Below are 20,572 nucleotides of genomic sequence, written 5' to 3'. Positions count from 1 at the left end.
GCCGGGTGGTGGTAGCTTCCACCCGGCCTGGACACCTCCTCGTCCGCATCCTGTGGGAGAGGGCGGAGGAGAGAGCAACAGCCTACGCCAGATCCGCGCCGTTACTTGCAATGACCTTCTTATACCACCAGAACGATTTCTTACGCGTTCTGTCCAGCGTACCGTTGCCCGCGTCATCGCGGTCAACATAGACAAACCCGTAGCGTTTGCTCATCTCGCCCGTGGATGCGGCCACCAGGTCAATGCAGCCCCAGGTGGTGTAGCCCATCAGCGGCACACCGTCTTCTATGGCATCGCCCATCGCACGAATATGTTCGCGCAGGTAGCTGATACGGTAGTCGTCATTAATCTCACCGTGTTCATCCATGACGTCTTTCGCGCCGAGGCCGTTTTCCACCAGGAACAGCGGCTTCTGATAGCGGTCGTACATCATGTTCATGGTGATGCGCAGCCCCAGTGGGTCGATACCCCAGCCCCATTCGCTGACCTGGATGTGCGGGTTGCGCAGGGATTTCACGATATTCGCCGCATTGGTATTACTGGCGTTCATGTCCGCCGACGCGCAGCGCGAGGCGTAATAGCTGAACGACACAAAATCGACGGTGTTTTTCAGCAGTTCATCGTCGCCAGGGTCTTTGACAATCACCACCCCTTTTTCGCGGAACACGCGGGCAGAATAGGCCGGGTAGCTGCCGCGCGCCTGCACGTCGATAAAGAACAGGTTTTCGCGGTCCTTCTCCAGCGCCATCCACACGTCTTCCGGTTTGCAGGAGTAGGGGTAGAAGTTGCCGCCGGCCAGCATACAGCCGACCTGGTTTTCCGGGTTCACCTCATGGGCGATTTTGGTCGCCAGGGCGCTTGCCACCAGTTCGTGATGCGCGGCCTGATATTTCACCTGATCTTCGTTCTCACCCTCTTCAAACACCAGACCCGCGCCGGAGAACGGGCTGTGCAGCATGATGTTGATTTCGTTGAAGGTGAGCCAGTACTTCACCAGACCGTTAAATTCTTCGAAACAGGTACGGGCATAGCGGGCGAAGAAATCGACCATCTTGCGGTTGCGCCAGGATCCATACTCCGTGACCAGATGCATCGGTACGTCGAAATGGCACAGGGTGACCAACGGTTCGATGTTGTATTTTTTGCACTCTTCGAACACTGCGCGGTAGAAGGCAATCCCCTCTTTATTGGGCAGTGGCTCATCGCCGTTCGGGTAGAGGCGGCTCCAGGCAATTGAGGTACGAAATACCGTAAAGCCCATCTCCGCCATCAGGGCGATGTCTTCTTTGTAGCGATGGTAAAAATCAATCGCCTCGTGGCTCGGGTAAAACTCGTCGTCACGCAACGTAAAACGTTTTTCCTTACCGACCTTCACCGCCAGACGATTCGCGCCGTGGGGGATCATATCGACCGTCGTCAGCCCTTTGCCGCCTTCACGGTAAGCCCCTTCACTCTGGTTGGCGGCAAGCGCGCCGCCCCATAAAAATCCTTGTGGAAAAACAGACATCTTTACCTCGCTATAAATTTAGACTTGTGCTGCTTTGGCCTGAACCGGAGCGCTCTGCAGGGCGCGTGCTTTCTCAGCCTCGTCTTCGACCGGGATATCTTCAAAACCTAAAATCAGGGTCAGAACAAACGAGAGCACAACCGCCAGCGCCATGACTCCGAATACCCAGACGATGGTCATCGGGTTGGCCGGATCGAAGAACTGTACGCTGGTAAACAGCCCCGGCGCCGCCATTGAGTGGCTGGCAAGACCGGCTATGCCAGCCACTGCCCCGCAGATGAAGCCGCTGATAAGGCTCGCAATCAGCGGGCGTTTCAGACGTACCGCCACACCATAGAGGGCAGGTTCTGAAATGCCTGCCATGATGGCAGAAGCCGCTGCCGCCAGCGCCGTCTGGCGCAGTTCCGGGTTTTTCGTTTTCCACGCCACCGCCAGCGATGAACCGCCGAGCGACAGGTTGGCTCCGATTTCCGACGGCATAACCATTCCCTCTTTGCCCGTCTCGGCAATGGTCTGAATGATCGTCGGCGTAAATACGCGGTGCATCCCGGTCATCACCAGCAGCGGCCAGAGGGCACCCATAATGGCCACGGAGAGCCAGCCCAGATAGCCGTGAATAGTGTAGACCAGCGCTGAAATCGCGCTCCCGATCCAGATCCCGAGCGGCCCTATCAGCACAATGGCGAGCGGGGCGGCAATCAGAACGATCAGCATCGGTTTAAGGAAGTTTTTCGTGACCGCCGGCGTAATACGATCAACCCAGCGTTCGATGTACGACAGGCACCAGGTCATCACCAGCGCCGGGATGACCGTGTAGGTGTATTTCACTGCCGTCACCGGAATAAAGGCGAATTCAACGTGCTCGCCCTGTGCGGCTTTCGCCATCAGTTCGATAAAGCCCGGGTGTACCAGCACGCCCGCGATGGCAATCGCCAGCGACATGTTGGTTTTGAATTTCACTGCGGCAGAGGCGGCGACCATCAGCGGCAGGAAGAAGAACGCGCCATCGCCAATCAGCGTCAGAAGGGTGAGCGTCGGCGCCCCTTTTTCCAGCGCGCCGGTCATCTCCAGGATCATTGCCAGCAGTTTGACCATTGAACCGCCGATGATCGCCGGGATCAGCGGTGACATGGTGCCGATCAGCGCATCGAGGATCCCGGCACCGATGCGGCGCAGGGTCATTTTCTGCGGGCCTTCCGGTACGGCAGGCTGCAGGTCGGTGGGCAGCAGGCTTACCACTTCGCGGTAGGCCTGAGACACGGTGTTGCCAATGATCACCTGGCACTGGTTGTCGTTGCGGACCACGCCGAGCACGCCGTTAATGCTTTTCAGGCGCGGGGCATCGGTGAGGCTTTCGTCTTTGAGGACGAAACGCAGTCGCGTCATGCAGTGGGTGACGGCGACGATGTTGTCTCTGCCGCCGAGCGCGCTGACAATGTCATTCGCCAGCGCAGCGTAATTTTTGGCCATCGGATGTAATCCTGTTATCGTTGTGAGAAATGTAGGAAACCGGTTCCACACAATCATCAATAGTTTCTTTGAATGAAACAAGATCACATTTTGTACATTTTTTCATTTCGTGATGATGATCACCTGGAGGGGTAAAAAGCGTGATATCGCCGCTGCGACAATTTTTCTGCAGTGCAGTACACTGCGCCCTGGTAGTTTCAAACGGAAGATTACGATGACCACGATGCTTGAAGTCGCGAAGCGGGCAGGCGTTTCGAAAGCGACGGTTTCCAGGGTATTGTCGGGCAATGGCTACGTCAGCCAGGAGACCAAAGACCGGGTGTTTCAGGCGATTGAAGAGAGCGGCTATCGCCCGAATTTGCTGGCACGAAATCTGGCGACCAAACGTACCCAGACGCTGGGTCTGGTGGTCACCAACACCCTTTATCACGGCGTCTATTTTAGCGAACTGCTCTTTCACGCCGCCCGCATGACGGAAGAGAAAGGGCGGCAGCTGATCCTGGCGGACGGTAAGCACAGTGCGGATGAAGAGCGCGAGGCCATTCAGTATTTGCTCGATATGCGCTGTGACGCGGTGATCATTTACCCGCGTTTCCTGAGCGTGGATGAGATGGACGACATCATTGAGAAATGCGAACAGCCGATTATGGTCCTCAACCGCCGCTTACGGAAAAACAGCAGTCACAGCGTCTGGTCAGATCATAAAGCCTCCTGCCAGGACGCCGTGTCGCAGCTGATTCAGAAAGGGCACCGGGAGATTGCGTTTATCACCGGTTCGCTGGATTCCCCCACGGGCGTTGAGCGTCTCTCGGGCTACAAAGACGCCCTGGCACAACACCAGATCCCGCTGCGCCCGTCGCTGATTGCGCAGGGGAAATGGAACCCGGCCAGCGGTGCGGCGGCGGTGTCTGAGCTGCTTTCGCGCGGTGAAACCTTCTCGGCGCTGGTGGCGAGTAATGACGATATGGCGATTGGTGCCATGAAACAGCTGCATGAGCGCGGGATCGCCACCCCGGATGCCGTGTCGGTGATTGGCTTTGACGATGTGGCCATCGCCCCCTACATCGTCCCCTCGCTCTCCAGCGTGCGCATTCCGGTGACGGAGATGATCAAAGAGACCATTAGCCGCCTGATCTTCCTGCTGGATGGCGGTGAGTTTAAGTACCAGCAAACCTTCTCCGGCGAGCTTATCCTGCGTGACTCGGTCATTGACGGGCCTCACCGCTGATGTCGACAGCTGTCATCGTCAGAAGTGACGATGACAGCCCTGCTGTCATTTTATAAATCGCATAAAATCAACAGGTTAATAATTGGCACGGTTTATGTATATCTCCGCGCAGGACTGTAATGCTGGAGAAGCAGATGAACCGTTTTATTATGGCCGATGCCAGTAAATGCATTGGCTGCCGTACCTGTGAAGTGGCGTGTGTGGTTTCCCATCAGGCGGAGCAGGATTGCGCGTCGCTCACCCCTGATACCTTTTTACCGCGGATCCACGTCATTAAAGGCGTGAATATCTCCACGGCCGCTATTTGTCGCCAGTGTGAGGATGCGCCGTGCGCTAACGTCTGCCCAAACGGGGCCATCAAACGTGAGAAAGGATTCGTGCATGTGATGCAGGAGCGCTGCATCGGCTGCAAAACCTGTGTGGTTGCCTGCCCGTACGGTGCGATGGAAGTCGTGGTGCGTCCGGTTGTGCGCAACAGCGGCATGGGGCTGAGCGTGCGCGCGGAAAAAGCGGAAGCCAATAAATGCGACCTCTGCTACCACCGTGACGCCGGCCCGGCCTGTATGGAAGCCTGCCCGACGCACGCCCTGGTCTGCGTGGATCGCGACAAGCTCGAGCAGATGAGCGCGGAAAAACGCCGTCGTGCCGCGTTCGACACGTCATCGTCACTGCTGTTTTAAGTTGCGATGGGCGATAACGGCGTACAGTTGCGGGTGCGCGGCAAGGTGCAAGGAGTAGGGTTTCGTCCCTTCGTCTGGCAGCTGGCGCATCAGCTACAGCTGACGGGTGACGTTTGTAATGACGGAGAGGGCGTGCTGGTGCGTCTCGCGGGTAATGGGGGGGCCTTTACCGCGAGGCTGCATCAGGACTGCCCACCGCTGGCACGTATCGATGCTGTCGACAGCCAGCCGTTCACCTGGGCAACGGTGCCGCAGGCGTTCACCATTCGCCATAGCGCGGGCGGAGCGATGGACACCCAGATTGTGCCGGATGCCGCTACCTGCCCGGCGTGCCTGGCTGAAATGCGCGATCCCCGAGCGCGGCGTTATCGCTATCCGTTTATCAACTGTACCCATTGCGGTCCACGTTTTACCATCATTCGCGCCATGCCCTATGACCGCCCGGCCACGTCAATGGCGGCATTTCCCCTCTGTGAGCCGTGTGAAACCGAGTACCGCAATCCCGCTGACCGCCGTTTTCACGCGCAGCCGGTAGCCTGTCCGGATTGTGGACCCGAGCTGGAATGGCGCGCGGGCGAGACCGTTGCCACCCGCGAGTCTGCGCTGAGTGCGGCGGTCCACATGCTCAAACATGGCGGGATTGTCGCCATCAAAGGGCTGGGCGGTTTTCACCTTGCCTGTGACGCATCCAACGCGCAGGCGGTGGCAACCCTGCGGGCGCGCAAACAGCGCCCGATGAAGCCACTGGCGGTCATGATCCCGCAGGCGGAGGGAGTGCCGGAATCAGTGCAAACGCTGCTGCGCTCGCCTGCAGCGCCCATCGTGCTCACGCCAAAAGCATGGTGTCCTCCGCTTCCTGACGCGATCGCGCCAGGGCTGGACACCGTTGGACTGATGCTGCCCGCTAACCCGCTACAGCATGTGCTGATGATGGACTGTCAGCGCGCGCTGGTGATGACCTCCGGCAACCTCAGCGGGCGTCCGCCGGCCATCACCTGCCAGCAGGCACTGGATGAACTGGGCGACATCGCTGACGGATTCCTGCTGCACAACCGCGACATCCTGCAGCGTATGGATGATTCCGTGATGGATCAGGACGGTATGATGCTGCGTCGCGCGCGCGGTTTTGTGCCGGATGCCATCACGCTGCCCGCCGGTTTCAGCGCTGTCCCGGCGATGGTGTGCACCGGTGCTGATATGAAAAATACCTTCTGTCTGGTGCGCGGTAACCAGGCGGTACTGAGTCAGCACTTTGGCGATCTGAGTGACGACGGTGTCGAGGCCCAGTGGCGTTCGGCGCTGTCGATGATGCAGCAGATCTATGCGTTTCAGCCGCAGCGCGTGGTATGCGACGCCCATCCGGGCTATCACGCCCGACAGTGGGCGCAAGCCCAGGCTTTGCCGATCGACACCGTGCTTCACCACCACGCTCACGCGGCGGCATGCATGGCAGAAAACGGCTGGCCGCTTGAGGGCGGAGATGTCATTGCCCTGACGCTGGATGGGATCGGCATGGGTGAAAACGGCGCGCTGTGGGGCGGGGAGTGCCTGCGGGTAAACTATCTCGACTGCGAACGTCTGGGCGGTCTGCCTGCGGTTGCGCTGCCGGGCGGGGACAGGGCTGCCATGCAGCCGTGGCGCAATTTACTCGCCCACTGCCTGGCGTTTGTGCCGGACTGGCAGCAGTACCCGGAAACGCGTGACGTTCAGCGGCAAAACTGGCCGCTGCTGGCTACGGCCATTCAGCGCGGTTTAAACGCGCCGCTGGCCTCATCCTGCGGACGTCTGTTCGACGCGGTGGCCTGCGCGCTCGGCATCACGTCAGAAAACCAGAGCTATGAAGGTGAGGCCGCCTGCCGGCTTGAAGCGCTGGCCGCGCAGTGCCACGACGTTCAACATCCGGTTACGCTTCAGGCTGATAACCTTACGCGCTTCTGGCAACAGTGGCTGAACTGGCAGGCGGAACCCTGCGAGCGGGCATGGGCGTTTCACGATGCGCTGGCGAAAGGGCTGGCGGAGCTTGTCACCTCCCATGCACGGCGACTGGGGCTTTCCACCGTAGGCTTCAGCGGCGGCGTGTTACATAACCGTCTGCTGCGCGCGCGACTGCGCCATTACCTCTCAGACTTCACGCTGCTTTTTCCTCATCATCTGCCGTCAGGTGACGGCGCTATCTCCTTCGGGCAGGCGGTGGTTGCTGCCGCCCGGTCATGTTCACAAAGGATGTAAAATGTTACGACTCTTACGCAATGAACCCCGCGCGGCATTTCTGCTGCTGGCTCTGGTAATGGCTAATCTTCTGGCATGGGGCTGGGCATGGCAAACCTTCAGCGGCAGTACGGCGCTGATGGCCGCCAGCCTGCTGGCCTGGTGTTATGGACTCCGTCATGCGGTGGATGCCGACCACATCGCGGCCATTGATACCGTCACGCGTAAGATGATGCAGCAGGGTAAACGCCCATCCGGCGTGGGGGCGTGGTTCTCTCTGGGACACTCCACCATTGTGGTGCTGGCCTCCATTGCCATTGCGGCCACCGCCACGGCGTTTCAGAAGAATATGGCATGGTTTCATGAAACCGGCAGCCTGATTGGCACCGCCGTTTCTGCAACGTTTCTGCTGGCGATGGCGCTGGTCAATCTGGTGATTTTGCGCGGCGTGTGGCGTAATTTTCAGGCGCTGAAGAACGGTCAGGTCACGCGTGACGACATCACGCTTCCGGCATCAGGCGGAGTCATGAACTGGCTGTTTGGCGCAACGTTCCGCCTGGTGAACAAGAGCTGGCAGATGTACCTGGTCGGTTTCCTGTTTGGTCTGGGGTTTGATACCGCGACGGAAATCGGTGTGCTTGGGATTTCAGCCGCCAGCGCGTCAAACGGGATGTCAGTCTGGTCCATCATGATCTTCCCGGCGCTGTTTGCCAGCGGTATGGCGCTGGTCGATACCCTCGACAATCTGCTGATGGTCGGCGCTTACGGCTGGGCGTTTAACAAGCCGCAGCGCAAGCTTTACTACAACATGACCATCACCGGTACCTCCGTGGTGGTGGCGCTGTTTATCGGCGGGCTGGAAGCTCTGGGTCTGTTGATGGATAAGTTTGCCCTCAGCGGAGGCTTCTGGGATCGCATTGGCGCAGTTAATGACAACCTCGGTAACGCCGGGTTCGTGGTGGTCGGGCTGTTCGTTGCCTGCTGGCTGATTTCCATGATCAATTATCGCTGGCGCGGCTACGATGCGCTTGTCGTGCGTTCCTGACGCGGCGTCTGAACATCATTGTCGTTATCTGGCTAAACGACGTTGAAAAAAAAGCCCCGGGACATCGGGGCTGTGGACCATAAAATCCAAAGGTTACGTTAGCGTGGCAGGCGAATCAGCGTTAAGCGGGTAATGATTTCAGCAGAGCGAAAGCCTCTTTCATCCGGTCTTCGCTCACCACAAAGGCGCGCATCTGTCCTTCGCTGTCGCACCCACGAGCCACCATTCCCTGAGGTTCAATGGTGAGTTGCCAGTGCAGGTCCGGACGCTCGGTTTCGCCTGCCAGGTGCAGCGGGAGCGCCGGCGTTTTTACTTTTACCAGCATGGCGGGTAATTTCAGTGGCGCACTGCCGCCAGACAGGTTTTTCGCCAGGTACATGGCGCTCAGTTGAATGGGCTGCAGGAAGGGCAGGACCTGTCCGTTAATTTCAGCGCAGTCACCCAGGGCGTAAATATCGGGCTGCGTGGTTTGTAGGTAGCTGTCTACCTTCACGCCACGGCCTGTTTCCGCGCCGGCGCGATGCGCCAGCGCCGTTTCCGGACGCAGGCCCGTGGCGGCAACCACCACATCCACCTCAACGCTGCGGCTGCGGTCGAGCGTTGCATGAATACCACTCCCGGTTTTCTTCAGGCTTTGCAGCTGGGATTTCAGCAGCAGATGTACGCCCATATCGGTCAGACGATGCTGTAAGCGACTACTTACTTCTGCTGGCATCAGCGCCGACAAAATGCTTGCCGCATGGTCGACCAGGGTGACGGATTTACCCGCCCGGTTAAAATCCATCGCCAGCTCTGTGCCAATCAACCCTGCGCCGACAATCATCACCCGCTTCGCGTCACGCAGCAGGGTTTCACTGGCCTGATACGCCTGCTGGCTGTTGAGGGTGATCATCAGTTCCCGGCCTTCCACCGGCGGCACAAAAGCAGACGCCCCTGTCGCCAGCACCAGTTTGTCGTACTGCCAGGTTTTGTCTTTTGCTTTTACCACATGGGCGGCGGCGTCGATATCGGTTATCCAGGTGTGCGGAAATAACCGCAGACTAAACTGTTCCGCGAACGCCCCTGCGGTCTGGCGGGTGAGGTCTTCGGCTCGCTGATTCTGGCTGATAACGTGGCTTAAATCAGGCTTGTTGTACTCGTCCATGCTATCGGCGGCAATGAGCGTCAACGGCACGCTGGCGTCTTGTTTGCGAATGTTTTTCACCAGCTGGCGGGCGGCAAAGCCCGAGCCGATGATAACGATACCGTGGTTCATTGTGCCTCCGTCGCCAGTTCGTCAAAGACCTCTTTTCCCAGGGAACATTCCGGGCAGAGGAAATTGTCCGGCACGTCGCACCAGGGTGTACCGGGGGCAACATCCTGCAGCGGCTCGCCCTGTGCCGGGTCGTAAATCCACTGGCAGACGCTGCACTGCATGCGAGGGCCAACGTCAGCGACCGCTGCGGCGCAGGCTTGTTGCGGCGCGGGGTTTTTGGCGTTCATGTCGGGGAGCGGCGCGAGCGCCCACTGACGCGCAATGTCACGGCCATGCTGGCGGCACAATTCAAGCGCGTCGATGTCCGGACGCCATTTCGCCTTCAGGCTCATGGACATCTCAAAACCGGCATCCTGCAAACGCGTGGAGAGCCGGTCTACTGCGCCGCCGCTCCAGCCGTGGGAGCCAAATGCACTGGCCCGTTTATTACGAAAGCGCAGGCCGGTCATCTCTTCCACAAGGCCCGCAATTTTCGGCATCATCACGTTGTTCATCGTGGAGGTGCCCACCAGCACGCCCTTGGAGCGAAAGACGTTGGTCAGGATCTCGTTTTTATCGCTACGCGCCACGTTGAAGATTTTCACCGCCACGTTCGGGTCGACTTCGTTAATACCCTGCGCAATGGCGTCCGCCATCATGCGGGTATTATTAGACATGGTGTCGTAGAAAAGCGTGATACGGTCTTCCTGGTAATCCGCGGCCCATTTGAGGTACAGCTCCACGATCTGGTTGGGGTTTTCGCGCCACACCACGCCGTGAGAGGTGGCAATCATATCCACGGGCAGGTTAAAGCCGAGGATTTCGGTGATTTTTGGCGTCACCAGACGGCTGAACGGCGTCAGGATATTGGCGTAGTAGCGCTGACACTGTTCGAATAGCTCAGTTTGATCCACTTCGTCGTTAAACAGGCGCTCGTCACAATAGTGCTGGCCGAAGGCATCGTTGCTGAACAGCACCGCATCGCCGGTCATGTAGGTCATCATACTGTCGGGCCAGTGCAGCATCGGGGTTTCAACGAAGATCAGCTGTTTGCCGTTGCCGATATCCAGTGTGTCGCCGGTTTTGACGGTGTGGAAATTCCACTCCGGGTGGTGGTGATGGCCGTTAATCGAGTCGATGGCGTTGGTGGTGCAGTAAATCGGGGTGTCGGGAATGCAGGACATTAACTCGGTCAGCGCCCCGGCATGATCCTCTTCCGCATGGTTAATGATGATGTAGTCGATATCCGCAAGATCGATTTCGCTGCGCAGATTTTGCACGAACTCCCGGCTGAATTTGTGATCGACGGTATCGATGAGCACGTTTTTGCCTTCACGGATGAGATAGCTGTTGTAGCTGCTGCCGCGCAGCGTTTTGTACTCCGTTCCGTGGAAGTCACGCACTTCCCAGTCACGTTGGCCAACCCAATGAATGTTATTTTTAACCAGAATAGACATAGCAACCTCAATTAATACGGCGTTTTTCAAATAAGATGTCTAGCCTTTATCAAGTTGCGTGCCAGTTTTTCATGTTGCTGTTTTTTATGGTTTTTAAATTTTATTATCCGTAATGGGTAGTCAATATGACTATCTGATTTATGGTCATTGTGACAATATGAATGGTCAAAATGACAGTGAGGCGCAGATGAGCTTTTCCGTGGACGTACTGGCAAAAATTGCCATTGAACTGCAAACCGGTATCGGTCATCAGGACCGTTTTCAGCGGCTGATTTCGACGCTGCGCCACGTGCTGGCGTGCGATGCGTCGGCACTGCTGCGCTACGACGCCCGGCAGTTTATTCCGCTGGCTATCGACGGGCTGGCGCAGGACGTTCTAGGGCGACGCTTCTCCCTGGAAGGCCATCCGCGTCTGGAAACCATCGCCCGGGCCGGTGACGTGGTGCGCTTTCCGGCGGACAGTGATTTGCCCGACCCTTACGACGGGCTGATCCCGGGGCAGGAGAGCCTGAAAGTTCATGCCTGTATCGGTCTGCCGCTGTTTGCCGGACAAAACCTGATTGGGGCACTAACCCTCGACGGCCTGTCGCCGGATCAGTTCGACACCTTTAGCGATGAAGAGCTGCGGCTGATTGCCGCGCTGGCCGCCGGTGCGCTGAATAACGCGCTGCTGATCGAACAGCTGGAGAGCCAGAACATCCTTCCCGGTAGCCCGTCGACGTTTGAACCGGTGGCACACACGGAGATGATTGGGCTGTCACCGGGGATGGTGCAGCTAAAAAAAGAGATCGATATTGTGGCGGCCTCGGATTTAAACGTGCTGATTTTCGGGGAAACCGGCACCGGTAAAGAGCTGGTGGCGAAGGGCATCCACGAAGCCTCGCCGCGCGCGGTCAACCCGCTGGTGTACCTCAACTGCGCCGCGCTGCCGGAAAGCGTGGCGGAAAGTGAGCTGTTTGGTCACGTCAAAGGGGCGTTTACCGGGGCGATCAGCAACCGCAGCGGCAAATTCGAAATGGCGGATAACGGCACGTTGTTCCTCGATGAAATTGGCGAACTGTCGTTGTCGCTTCAGGCCAAACTGCTGCGCGTCCTGCAGTACGGCGATATTCAGCGCGTCGGCGACGATCGCAGCCTGAAAGTCAACGTGCGTGTGCTGGCGGCAACCAACCGTGACCTGCGCGAAGAGGTGTTGGCCGGGAATTTCCGCGCTGACCTGTACCATCGTCTGAGCGTGTTTCCGCTTACCGTGCCGCCGCTACGCGAGCGCGGCGACGATGTGGTGCTGCTGGCGGGGTTTTTCTGCGAGCAATGTCGGTTACGAATGGGCCTTTCCCGCGTGGTATTAAGCCCCGGCGCGCGAGCCCATCTGATGCGCTACGGCTGGCCGGGAAACGTGCGCGAACTGGAACATGCGATTCACCGCGCCGTAGTGCTGGCGCGGGCGACACGTTCGGGAGATGAGGTGGTGATCCACGCGCGGCATTTCGGATTGCAGGATGACACCGCCTCGTTCGTTACGCCTGCCACGCCGGAAATGGCCCATGAGAACCTGCGGGAAGCAACAGAAGCGTTTCAGCGTCAGACGATCGCCCGCGCGCTGGAGCAGAATAACCGCAGCTGGGCGGCGTGCGCGCGAGCGCTGGAAATGGACGTCGCCAACCTGCACCGGCTGGCGAAACGTCTGGGACTCAAAGGTTAAATAATCCCGGCCTGGTAGAAATCCTGCAGGTTGATGGCGCCGCACAGCTTGCCGTGCTCATCCACCACCGGCGCGGCGGTGATTTTGCGCTTCATCAGCACCTCTTTGGCTTCGATGGCGCGGCTCTCGGCGTTCAGGGTCAGCCCGCCCCGGGTCATCGCTTCCGAAACCTGGGATTCCAGCTTGCCGCCGCCCACCAGCCAGCGGCGCAGGTCGCCGTCGGTAAACACGCCTTTAACGCTACCGGTTTCATCGCACACCGCCACCAGACCCAGCCCGGTGCGGCTCAGTTCCAGCATCGCATCCATTACGCTGGTGTTGAGTTTGACCTGCGGAATGGCCTCGTCGGTCCGCATCAGATGATGAACTTTATTGAGCAGTCGCGCACCGAGCGCGCCCGCCGGGTGCGAGCGGGCAAAATCTTCTTCGTTAAAGCCGCGTGCCTGCATTACCGCCATTGCCAGCGCGTCGCCCATCATCAGCGTATTCACGGTGCTGGAGGTGGGGGCGAGGTGCATCGGGCAGGCTTCGCGCTCAACGGAGATATCAAGCGTGGCCTTGGCCGCCAGTGCCAGCGGTGAGCGGGATTTACCGGTCATCGCCAGCAGCGCGACCGATTTTTCCTGCAGACGCGGGATGATGAGATCCAGCTCTTTGGCCGAACCGGAGTAGGAGATAAACAGCATCACGTCGCGGCTTTCAATCATCCCCAGATCGCCGTGCAGCGCTTCGGCCGGATGCACGAAGAACGCCGGTGTGCCGGTGCTGGCAAGCGTAGCGGCAATCTTTTTGCCGATATGACCGGACTTGCCGATCCCGGAGACCACCACTTTACCTTCGCACTGGATAATGGTGTTTGCCGCGCGCACAAAATCCTCGCCCAGACGTTCCGGCAGGCGGCTGGCTTCCTGCAGCTCCAGCATCAGGGTCTGGTGGCCTGCGTTTAACAGAAAATCACTCATCTCTCTCTCCGGTTACAATCACGTCGATCCCTTTCTCTTCCAGCGCTTTTTTGAACGCCGGGTCGATACCTGCGTCGGTAATGAGCTTATCGACGCTTTCAAGGCTGCAGACTATGTTGGGACTTTTACGGCCAAACTTCGACGAGTCTGCCATCAAAATCACTTCGCGCGCGGCGTTGCACATCGCTTTGCTGACGCTGAACACCTCGTTAAAGGTCGTCACGCCGGCGTTCAAATCGATACCGTCCGTGCCCATAAAGAGTTTATCAAAGCTGAAGTGTTCAAAGGCGTTTTCCGCCAGTTGACCGTGAAACGACGCAGATTTTTTACGGAACGTCCCGCCGGGCATCAGAATGGTTTGCTCGCTGTCGAACTCCGACAGGGCGTTGACGATGTGCAGACTGTTGGTCATCACCGTGATGTTGTTAAAGCGGCTGAGCATCGGGATCATCTGCAGCACGGTGCTGCCTGCATCAAGGATAATGGAGTCGCCATCATGGATAAATTTTACGGCGGCCTCGGCAATCAGCGCTTTCTGGTGAGTATTGATCAGCGTTTTGTGATCGATAGGCGGGTCGGCTTCATCTTTGTTGAGCATCACGCCGCCGTAGGTTCGGATGACTGCACCAGAGTTTTCGAGCAATACCAGATCCTTTCGTATTGTCGTGCCGGTGGTGTCAAAGTAGTGGGCCAGTTCTTCTACCGAGCATTTTCCCTGCTTTTGCAGATGCTCCAGAATGGCCGCCTGACGCTGACGTGGTTTCATAGGCGCTCAATTCCTTAGGTTGCGAAATGATAATTTCGCAAGCTTATCGCGTTCACAACGAAATTATCCATGTTTCAGATTAAGCGCTAATGATAGAGCATTCTGACAGAGCGGATCATGGGGAAAGATCACATCGGGTTGTAATTCCTGCAGCGATATCCCGTTAATCGCCTGGATTTTCGCCGGGCGGGCAAAAACGGTCATCCCGCGCATGATGAGGGAATCGCAGACCCTATTGTGTTCGTCCAGCGCAATGGCAACCACCACGCGCGGTTTGAAACGCCCGCCGGAACGCCCGACGCCCACGCGCCCTTTCTGACACAGGGCATCAAACGCGCGGTTAAACTGGCGGATTTGCCAGCCGCCAAAGATCAGCTGGCACATCCAGGCGATGGCGGCAACGGTAATGAGTGCGGTAACCATACGAGCTCCTTGTTGTTCCCTCTCCCGAAGGAGAGGGGGATACGGGCATCAGCGTGTTCGATCAGAACATCACCTGTCCGCCGGTGACATTAATGGACTGCCCGGTGCAATAAGAGGCTTTGGGGCTGGCATAAAACAGCAGCATGTTCAGCACGTCCTGATAATCGCAGCCGCGCTTCAGCGGCACTTTGTCGATGTAATACTGCTCCACTTCCTCCTCTTTCAGCCCGAGCTTGGTGGCATATTGCGGCAGCAGGGACTGGAACATCGGCGATTTCAGCAGGTTGCCCAGCATCAGCGAGTGAACGGTAATGCCATATTCGGCCAGATCGAGGGCCAGAGATTGCGTCAGCCCAACGCCGCCAAATTTCGCCGCGCTGTAACCGGAGTTGTGTTTGCTGCCCACTTTGCCCGATTTCGAGTTGATCTGGATGATGCGCCCCTGAATGCCATCGCGGATCATCAGACGGGAAAACTCGCGCGCGCAGAGGAAATAGCCCACCAGGTTAACCTGCAGGGAGCGGTCGAAATCCCCCAGTTCGAAATCGCTGATAAAGGCCGCTTTGGCTATCCCTGCGCTGTATACCAGCAGGTCGGTACGGCCAAAAATCTCGTCCACGCCGCGGGCCAGCGCCATTACGCTCTGCTCGCTGGTGGCATCAGCACCAAATCCGTAGGCCATCCCTTCACCCAATTCGGTGTTGATGGTGTCCGCCACGCGTGCCGCTTTTTCACTCTGAATATCCACTACCGCCACGCGGTAACCCTCTGCAGCAAGCCCACGGCAGAGGAACTCGCCTAAGGTTTGTCCCCCACCAATGACAACGGCAACCTGACTCATATCTTTCTCCTTAAATTACGCAACAAACTTCAACGTGCAGCCTGGGGTGACAGCCTGCGGAACCGGGCCATCCACATGAACCGTACCGGGATATTCCGCCTGCGGCTGGCCATCAAAACGCAGGGTGATATGGCCGAGCTCCCGCAGGTTTTGTTCGGCCACGTCGCCGACGGCGGTCACGGCGTAGCGCGCGTCACCCAACTCCAGCTGGCTCCCGGCCTTCAGCTCACCGTTCATCTCGCCGTGACAGTGGATAAAGCAAAACTCTTCGATATCCGCGGGCGCACCTTCGCGGAAGGTAATCAGCATCTTGTCGCTGAGCGCATCGGCCGCGCTCTGGCCAATGCGGGTGATGGTGGTCTGGTAAATTACGGTCATCACAGGAACCTCTTATTGGTAAATAAAGCCGGAGACAAACCAGGCGATCAGCACCGTCGGTGCGCCGGTCAGGAAACGGCTGACCAGTACAGACGGCACGCCAACGCGCACGGTGTCCTGGCGCGCTTCTGCCAGCGACAGCCCGACAGGAATGAAATCACACGCCGCCTGGGCATTAATGGCAAACAGGGCGGGCAGAGCCAGATGCGGGGGAATGTTGCCAAGGCCAATCTGCACGCCAATCAGCACGCCGATAACCTGCGCAATGACCGCGCCTGGGCCGAGAAACGGCGACAGCAGCGGGAAGGAGCAGATCAGCGCCAGCGTCACCAGCCCGAGCGGGTGGCTCGCCAGCGGGGCGAGGCCGTGGGCAATCCAGTCGCCAAGACCCGAGGCCATGATGATGCCGATCAGCGCCGAAACGAATGCCATAAACGGCAGAATGGTTTTCAGCACCGTGTCGATGGTGTCGCGCCCGGACTGGAACAGCACGGCCACGGCAGAGCCCATCCCCATTCCGACTTTTGCCAGCAGGCCGTCACTCTGTTCGGTGATTTTTTTACTCGTGTCGTAATCGCGCGGGGCCGCTTTCTGAGGGGCAGCAGACCCTTGTGCCAGGTGAATGTTTTCCTCTTTCACGCCGGAGACATAAATGTCCTCCAGGATGTACTGCGCCAGCGGACCTGATTTACCGGTGGAATGGATATTCACGGTAGGAATACGCCGCTTGGGGTAGATGCCGCAGCGCAGCGTGCCGCCGCAGTCGATCACCGCCACACCAATTTCCGCTTCAGGCGGTTCGCCCTCTTTGAAGCCGTCGACCGCTTCCCAGCCGGTCAGCTCACGCAGTTTGTCGACAATGGCCGGACGTGTGCCTGCGGTGATATAGACGATTTTTTTGCCTTCAGTGGCGTCGAATTCCAGCGGGCCGCCCCAGCCGCCCGTTCCTTTTTCAATGCGAATACGGCTCATGCTGCGGCTCCTGAAAGATGGACTTTCTGTTCAAGCTGGATACCCATTTTCTTCTCGAAAATAGCGGTGGTGAGGTCCGTGACCCAGCCGCGGAAAAAGTTGGTGACCAGACCGACCAGCAGATAACTCACCGCCAGCGGACCGAGCGGCAGGCCAAGCGTGGTCAGGCCGCTGGCAATGCCCAGATAGACAAACAGCTCGCCGGGGTTGATATGCGGGAACAGGCCATTCATGGAGTGGCAGCTGTAGGAGGCTGCGGCGTAATAGCTTGGCTTGTATTTTTCAGGCATAAAGCGGCCGAGGCTCAGCGTCATCGGGTTGCAAAAAACAAACGTGCCGATGAAGGGCAGAACCAGGTAACGGGACAGCGGATTGCCGGCGCAGCGCTGGGCAAAGCGTTCAATGCGTTGCTGGCCGATAAAGTTAATCAGCGCGTTCATGATGACCAGCAGGCTAATCAGCAGGGGCAGGATCCCGGTCACCATGCCGGTGAACACTTCTCCGCCTTTCTGAAACAGCCCGATGAACCACTCGGCGCCGTGGGTGATGGTTTCTATCATTCTTCTCTCCTGTGGGGCTTTTTTGTTTTTGTATAACCGAGGCTAATAATAATCACTTTGAAAGGTTTTAAAGTGTTAATTAGATCTCACAATGAAAGAAAAATGGATTATTTTGAAAGTTAATTGCCAATGAGAGTCTTGTGTGGATGAAAATTGCACAGATTTGCGATGGGGAGCGTAAAGATTTGGTGGGGGAGGTGCGTACCACTTCCTTGAGGTGTTGCGGATGCTTTACCATACTGGGTTCTTATCGAACCCGTTAAATGGATGTCACATGTTCAAGCGTCGTTATGCAGCGTTGTTACCTGCGCTTATTCTGCTGTCTGCCTGTAGTAGCAAACCCAAGACCGAAGCCGTGCAGCAAACGGCTGGCGCGCCTTCCGGAGGATTCCTGCTGGAGCCGCAGCATAATATGATGCAGATGGGCGGCGACTTTGCGAATAACCCGGCGGCCGAGCAGTTCATCGATAAAATGGTGAGCAAACACGGTTTTGACCGCCAGCAACTGCATGAAATTCTGTCGCAGGCGAAGCGACTGGATTATGTTCTGCGTTTGATGGATCGCCAGGCACCGACGGCTCAGGTACCGACCGGGCCAAATGGCGCATGGCTGCGTTATCGCAAACAGTTCATTACGCCGGATAACGTGCAAAATGGCGTGGTCTTCTGGAACCAATATGAAGATGCGCTGAACCGTGCGTGGCAGGTGTATGGCGTACCGCCTGAAATCATCGTCGGGATTATCGGCGTGGAAACCCGCTGGGGCCGCGTGATGGGCAAAACCCGTATCCTCGATGCGCTGGCGACGCTCTCCTTTAACTACCCGCGTCGCGCTGAATATTTCTCGTCTGAGCTGGAAACCTTCCTGCTGATGGCGCGCAATGAACAAGATGACCCGTTAGATCTCAAAGGCTCGTTTGCCGGTGCGATGGGCTACGGCCAGTTTATGCCGTCCTCCTATAAGCAATATGCCGTCGACTTTAACGGAGATGGCCACATTAACCTGTGGGATCCGGTGGATGCCATCGGCAGCGTGGCGAACTACTTTAAAGCGCACGGCTGGGTGCCGGGCGGTCAGGTGGCGGTGCAGGCTAACGGCCAGGCACCAGGGCTTGAGAACGGCTTTAAAACCAACTACAGCGTTTCGCAGCTGGCCGCTGCAGGCTTAACGCCAACGCAGCCGCTGGGAAATACGCAACAGGCGAGCCTGCTGCGTCTGGATGTCGGTACGGGTTATCAGTACTGGTACGGGCTGCCTAACTTCTACACCATCACCCGCTATAACCACAGCACTCACTATGCGATGGCCGTATGGCAGCTGGGGCTGGCGGTGTCACAGGCGCGCGTGCCTGCCGCGTCGCCGTTCAGTCAGTAACGCTTGATGTTCAACCCTCTTCCGCCGGGAGAGGGTTGGGCTGATATCCAGAAACATTTCGCCACACTCCCGTTAATCTCCGCTCATTTACATCCGCATTATCTTTCATTATTGTTATGTTATAACATTTGATGTGGTGATGAGATGTCTACTTCCTTTTTTTCTCTGTCTGCGCCGGTCCGGCTTCTGATGGCGCTGGCGCTGATTGTCTTTATCGGACTGGCCGTGTGCTGGGCGGTGGCATTGCCATGATTGTGATGAATCAACTCACGGCGGGTTACGACCGCGAGCCGGTCACGCGCCCTCTGTCCGGGGTGATTGAATGCGGGAGCATGACCGCCATCCTCGGGGCCAACGGCTGCGGTAAATCAACGCTTCTGAAAACCCTCGCCGGGTTTATCCCGCCGGTAAGCGGCAGTTTTCACTGGCAGAAAAAACGCCCGGTAATGGGCTGGCTGGCACAGCGTCATGCCCTGGAGGCGCAATTTCCGCTAACCGTGCAGGATGTGGTCAGCATGGGCTGCTGGCCTGAAGCATCGCTTTTTTCTGGCCTTCGCCGTGAAATGCGGCTGCGCATTGCCGGTGCGCTTGAGCGGGTGGGGCTTGGAACGATGGCGCTAACGACCATTGATGAACTCTCCGGCGGTCAGTTTCAGCGCATGCTGTTCGCGCGGGTATTAGTGCAGCAGGCGCCGCTGGTCATGCTCGATGAGCCCTTTACCGGCGTTGATGAAGCTACCTGTAATGTGCTGATGGACCTGATGCTGGAAATGTATATGCAGGGGCAAACGGTGCTTGCGGTGTTGCACGACAGCGAGCGTGTATCGCGCCACTTCCCGCAGACGTTACGGCTGGACGCTGATATTCCCCAGTGGAAAACCGAGCGGGTGCGGGTGGCATGATCTGGCATATCTTTTTTCAGCCTTTTATTGAGTATGGCTTTATGCGCCGCGCGCTGGTGGTTTGCCTGGCGTTGTCCGTCAGTACCACTGCTCTGGGCGTTTTCCTTCAGCTGCGCCGGATGAGTCTGATGGGCGATGCCCTCTCTCACGCCATTTTGCCCGGTGTCGCGGTGGGGTATTTGCTCAGCGGTATGTCGCTGCTGGCCATGAGCGCGGGAGGCTTTATTGCCGGTATTACCGTGGCGCTGGTGGCCGGGCTGGTCAGCCGTCGAACGCCGCTTAAAGAGGACGCCAGTTTTGCCGGGTTCTATCTTGGTTCGCTGGCGCTGGGCGTCACGCTGGTATCACTGCGCGGTTCGAACGTCGATCTTCTGCACCTGCTGTTTGGCTCCATCCTGGCGGTGGATAACGATGCCGCGCTGTTTGTGGCAGGCGTTTGCATGTTCACCCTTATCACGCTGGCGATTTTCTACCGTGGGCTGGTGACCGAGGCCTTTGACACCGCCTGGCTGCAGGTAAACGCCCGCCATGTTCCCGGCTTATTACACGGCCTGTTTCTGGCGCTGCTGGTGCTTAACCTCGTTGCCGGTTTTCAGGTGCTTGGCACGTTGATGGCGGTCGGGCTGATGATGCTCCCTGCGGTAGCGGCACGCTGCTGGGCACGCACCTTACCCGGACTGCTATTGATGGCGGGTATCAGCGGTATTTTCTGCGCGTGGCTCGGGCTCAGTCTCTCCTGGGCCGCCAGCCTGCCCGCGGGGCCGTCCATCGTGCTTACCGCCAGCGCGCTGTTCTTTATTTCCATTTTATTTGGCACGCGCAGCAGGCTGGCTGGCAGCCTGCGTGCGCTTTTTTAACGCAA

At 57.9% G+C, this 20,572-nt stretch carries 19 protein-coding genes; 8 read left to right on the top strand and 11 right to left on the bottom strand.

The features are described from left to right. Positions 1 to 82: 82 nt before the first annotated feature. Together AM379_RS02875 and ascF are read right to left on the bottom strand one after the other, a co-directional pair. Positions 83 to 1,507, bottom strand: a complete 1,425-nt coding sequence (locus AM379_RS02875; protein WP_020883838.1) for a 6-phospho-beta-glucosidase — start codon at positions 1,505 to 1,507, stop codon at positions 83 to 85. A gap of 18 nt (positions 1,508 to 1,525) precedes the next feature. After that, a complete protein-coding gene (ascF, locus tag AM379_RS02870) occupies positions 1,526 to 2,977 on the bottom strand; it encodes a PTS cellobiose/arbutin/salicin transporter subunit IIBC (RefSeq protein WP_106503439.1) in 1,452 nt (483 codons plus the stop codon). A 214-nt stretch (positions 2,978 to 3,191) separates the two neighbouring features. Between ascF and AM379_RS02865 the strand changes: the two genes are divergently transcribed. The 4 genes from AM379_RS02865 (at position 3,192) to AM379_RS02850 (ending at position 8,138) form a co-directional block, all read left to right on the top strand. After that, complete coding sequence (locus AM379_RS02865; protein ID WP_106503438.1) at positions 3,192 to 4,205, top strand: LacI family DNA-binding transcriptional regulator; 1,014 nt, start codon at positions 3,192 to 3,194, stop codon at positions 4,203 to 4,205. A 134-nt stretch (positions 4,206 to 4,339) separates the two neighbouring features. Continuing rightward, complete coding sequence (gene hydN, locus AM379_RS02860; RefSeq protein ID WP_023308960.1) at positions 4,340 to 4,885, top strand: electron transport protein HydN; 546 nt, start codon at positions 4,340 to 4,342, stop codon at positions 4,883 to 4,885. A gap of 6 nt (positions 4,886 to 4,891) precedes the next feature. Further along, positions 4,892 to 7,114 (top strand): carbamoyltransferase HypF, encoded by a 2,223-nt coding sequence (gene hypF / locus AM379_RS02855; protein ID WP_106503437.1) that lies wholly within the window; start codon positions 4,892 to 4,894, stop codon positions 7,112 to 7,114. A gap of 1 nt (position 7,115) precedes the next feature. After that, positions 7,116 to 8,138, top strand: coding sequence for a HoxN/HupN/NixA family nickel/cobalt transporter (locus AM379_RS02850; RefSeq protein WP_063213980.1), 1,023 nt, complete (start codon positions 7,116 to 7,118; stop codon positions 8,136 to 8,138). Between the two features lie 121 nt (positions 8,139 to 8,259). Here AM379_RS02850 and norW read toward each other — a convergent pair whose 3' ends face one another. Further along, positions 8,260 to 9,393 carry an NADH:flavorubredoxin reductase NorW gene (gene norW, locus AM379_RS02845; protein ID WP_073396503.1) on the bottom strand — a complete coding sequence of 378 codons (1,134 nt, stop codon included), beginning with the start codon at positions 9,391 to 9,393 and terminating at the stop codon, positions 8,260 to 8,262. Then, on the bottom strand, positions 9,390 to 10,829 hold the full coding sequence (norV, locus tag AM379_RS02840; protein WP_032678839.1) for an anaerobic nitric oxide reductase flavorubredoxin: 1,440 nt from the start codon (positions 10,827 to 10,829) through the stop codon (positions 9,390 to 9,392). Before norV ends, norW begins: the two co-directional genes overlap by 4 nt. A gap of 187 nt (positions 10,830 to 11,016) precedes the next feature. Here norV and norR point away from each other — a divergent pair, with 187 nt between their 5' ends. Then, the gene (gene norR, locus AM379_RS02835) at positions 11,017 to 12,531 is read left to right on the top strand and encodes a nitric oxide reductase transcriptional regulator NorR (RefSeq protein WP_106504344.1); all 1,515 of its coding nucleotides are present in this window, start codon (positions 11,017 to 11,019) and stop codon (positions 12,529 to 12,531) included. On the opposite strand, the gene gutQ is transcribed toward norR, so the two are convergent. From gutQ to srlA, 7 genes are all read right to left on the bottom strand, one after another. Further along, positions 12,528 to 13,493, bottom strand: coding sequence for an arabinose-5-phosphate isomerase GutQ (gene gutQ, locus AM379_RS02830; protein WP_025203386.1), 966 nt, complete (start codon positions 13,491 to 13,493; stop codon positions 12,528 to 12,530). The two genes, norR and gutQ, sit on opposite strands and share 4 nt — an antisense overlap. Beyond that, complete coding sequence (srlR, locus tag AM379_RS02825) at positions 13,486 to 14,259, bottom strand: glucitol operon DNA-binding transcriptional repressor SrlR (protein WP_014171348.1); 774 nt, start codon at positions 14,257 to 14,259, stop codon at positions 13,486 to 13,488. Before srlR ends, gutQ begins: the two co-directional genes overlap by 8 nt. Before the next feature lie 63 nt (positions 14,260 to 14,322). Next, positions 14,323 to 14,682 (bottom strand): transcriptional regulator GutM, encoded by a 360-nt coding sequence (gene gutM / locus AM379_RS02820; RefSeq protein ID WP_032678838.1) that lies wholly within the window; start codon positions 14,680 to 14,682, stop codon positions 14,323 to 14,325. Between the two features lie 61 nt (positions 14,683 to 14,743). After that, on the bottom strand, positions 14,744 to 15,523 hold the full coding sequence (gene srlD, locus AM379_RS02815) for a sorbitol-6-phosphate dehydrogenase (RefSeq protein WP_014171346.1): 780 nt from the start codon (positions 15,521 to 15,523) through the stop codon (positions 14,744 to 14,746). Positions 15,524 to 15,538: 15 nt separating this feature from the next. Then, complete coding sequence (gene srlB, locus AM379_RS02810) at positions 15,539 to 15,901, bottom strand: PTS glucitol/sorbitol transporter subunit IIA (protein WP_032678837.1); 363 nt, start codon at positions 15,899 to 15,901, stop codon at positions 15,539 to 15,541. A gap of 12 nt (positions 15,902 to 15,913) precedes the next feature. Continuing rightward, positions 15,914 to 16,873 (bottom strand): PTS glucitol/sorbitol transporter subunit IIB, encoded by a 960-nt coding sequence (gene srlE, locus AM379_RS02805; RefSeq protein ID WP_014171344.1) that lies wholly within the window; start codon positions 16,871 to 16,873, stop codon positions 15,914 to 15,916. Next, entirely contained in the window at positions 16,870 to 17,433 is a 564-nt protein-coding gene (gene srlA, locus AM379_RS02800; RefSeq protein WP_014171343.1) for a PTS glucitol/sorbitol transporter subunit IIC, read from the bottom strand. The genes srlE and srlA overlap by 4 nt, the downstream gene beginning before the upstream one ends. 274 nt (positions 17,434 to 17,707) lie before the next feature. On the opposite strand from srlA, the gene mltB reads away from it, so the two are divergent. The 3 genes from mltB (at position 17,708) to AM379_RS02785 (ending at position 20,567) form a co-directional block, all read left to right on the top strand. Then, the gene (gene mltB / locus AM379_RS02795) at positions 17,708 to 18,808 is read left to right on the top strand and encodes a lytic murein transglycosylase B (RefSeq protein WP_025203388.1); all 1,101 of its coding nucleotides are present in this window, start codon (positions 17,708 to 17,710) and stop codon (positions 18,806 to 18,808) included. A gap of 248 nt (positions 18,809 to 19,056) precedes the next feature. After that, complete coding sequence (locus AM379_RS02790) at positions 19,057 to 19,710, top strand: metal ABC transporter ATP-binding protein (protein ID WP_032678836.1); 654 nt, start codon at positions 19,057 to 19,059, stop codon at positions 19,708 to 19,710. Next, the gene (locus AM379_RS02785; RefSeq protein ID WP_032678835.1) at positions 19,707 to 20,567 is read left to right on the top strand and encodes a metal ABC transporter permease; all 861 of its coding nucleotides are present in this window, start codon (positions 19,707 to 19,709) and stop codon (positions 20,565 to 20,567) included. The genes AM379_RS02790 and AM379_RS02785 overlap by 4 nt, the downstream gene beginning before the upstream one ends. Positions 20,568 to 20,572: the final 5 nt, after the last annotated feature.

It is taken from the genome of Enterobacter cloacae complex sp. FDA-CDC-AR_0132 (assembly GCF_003010695.1).
GTDB lineage: Bacteria > Pseudomonadota > Gammaproteobacteria > Enterobacterales > Enterobacteriaceae > Enterobacter > Enterobacter ludwigii.
The sequence above is the reverse complement of the archived record's forward strand: the minus strand, read 5'-3'. Positions and strand labels throughout refer to the sequence as shown.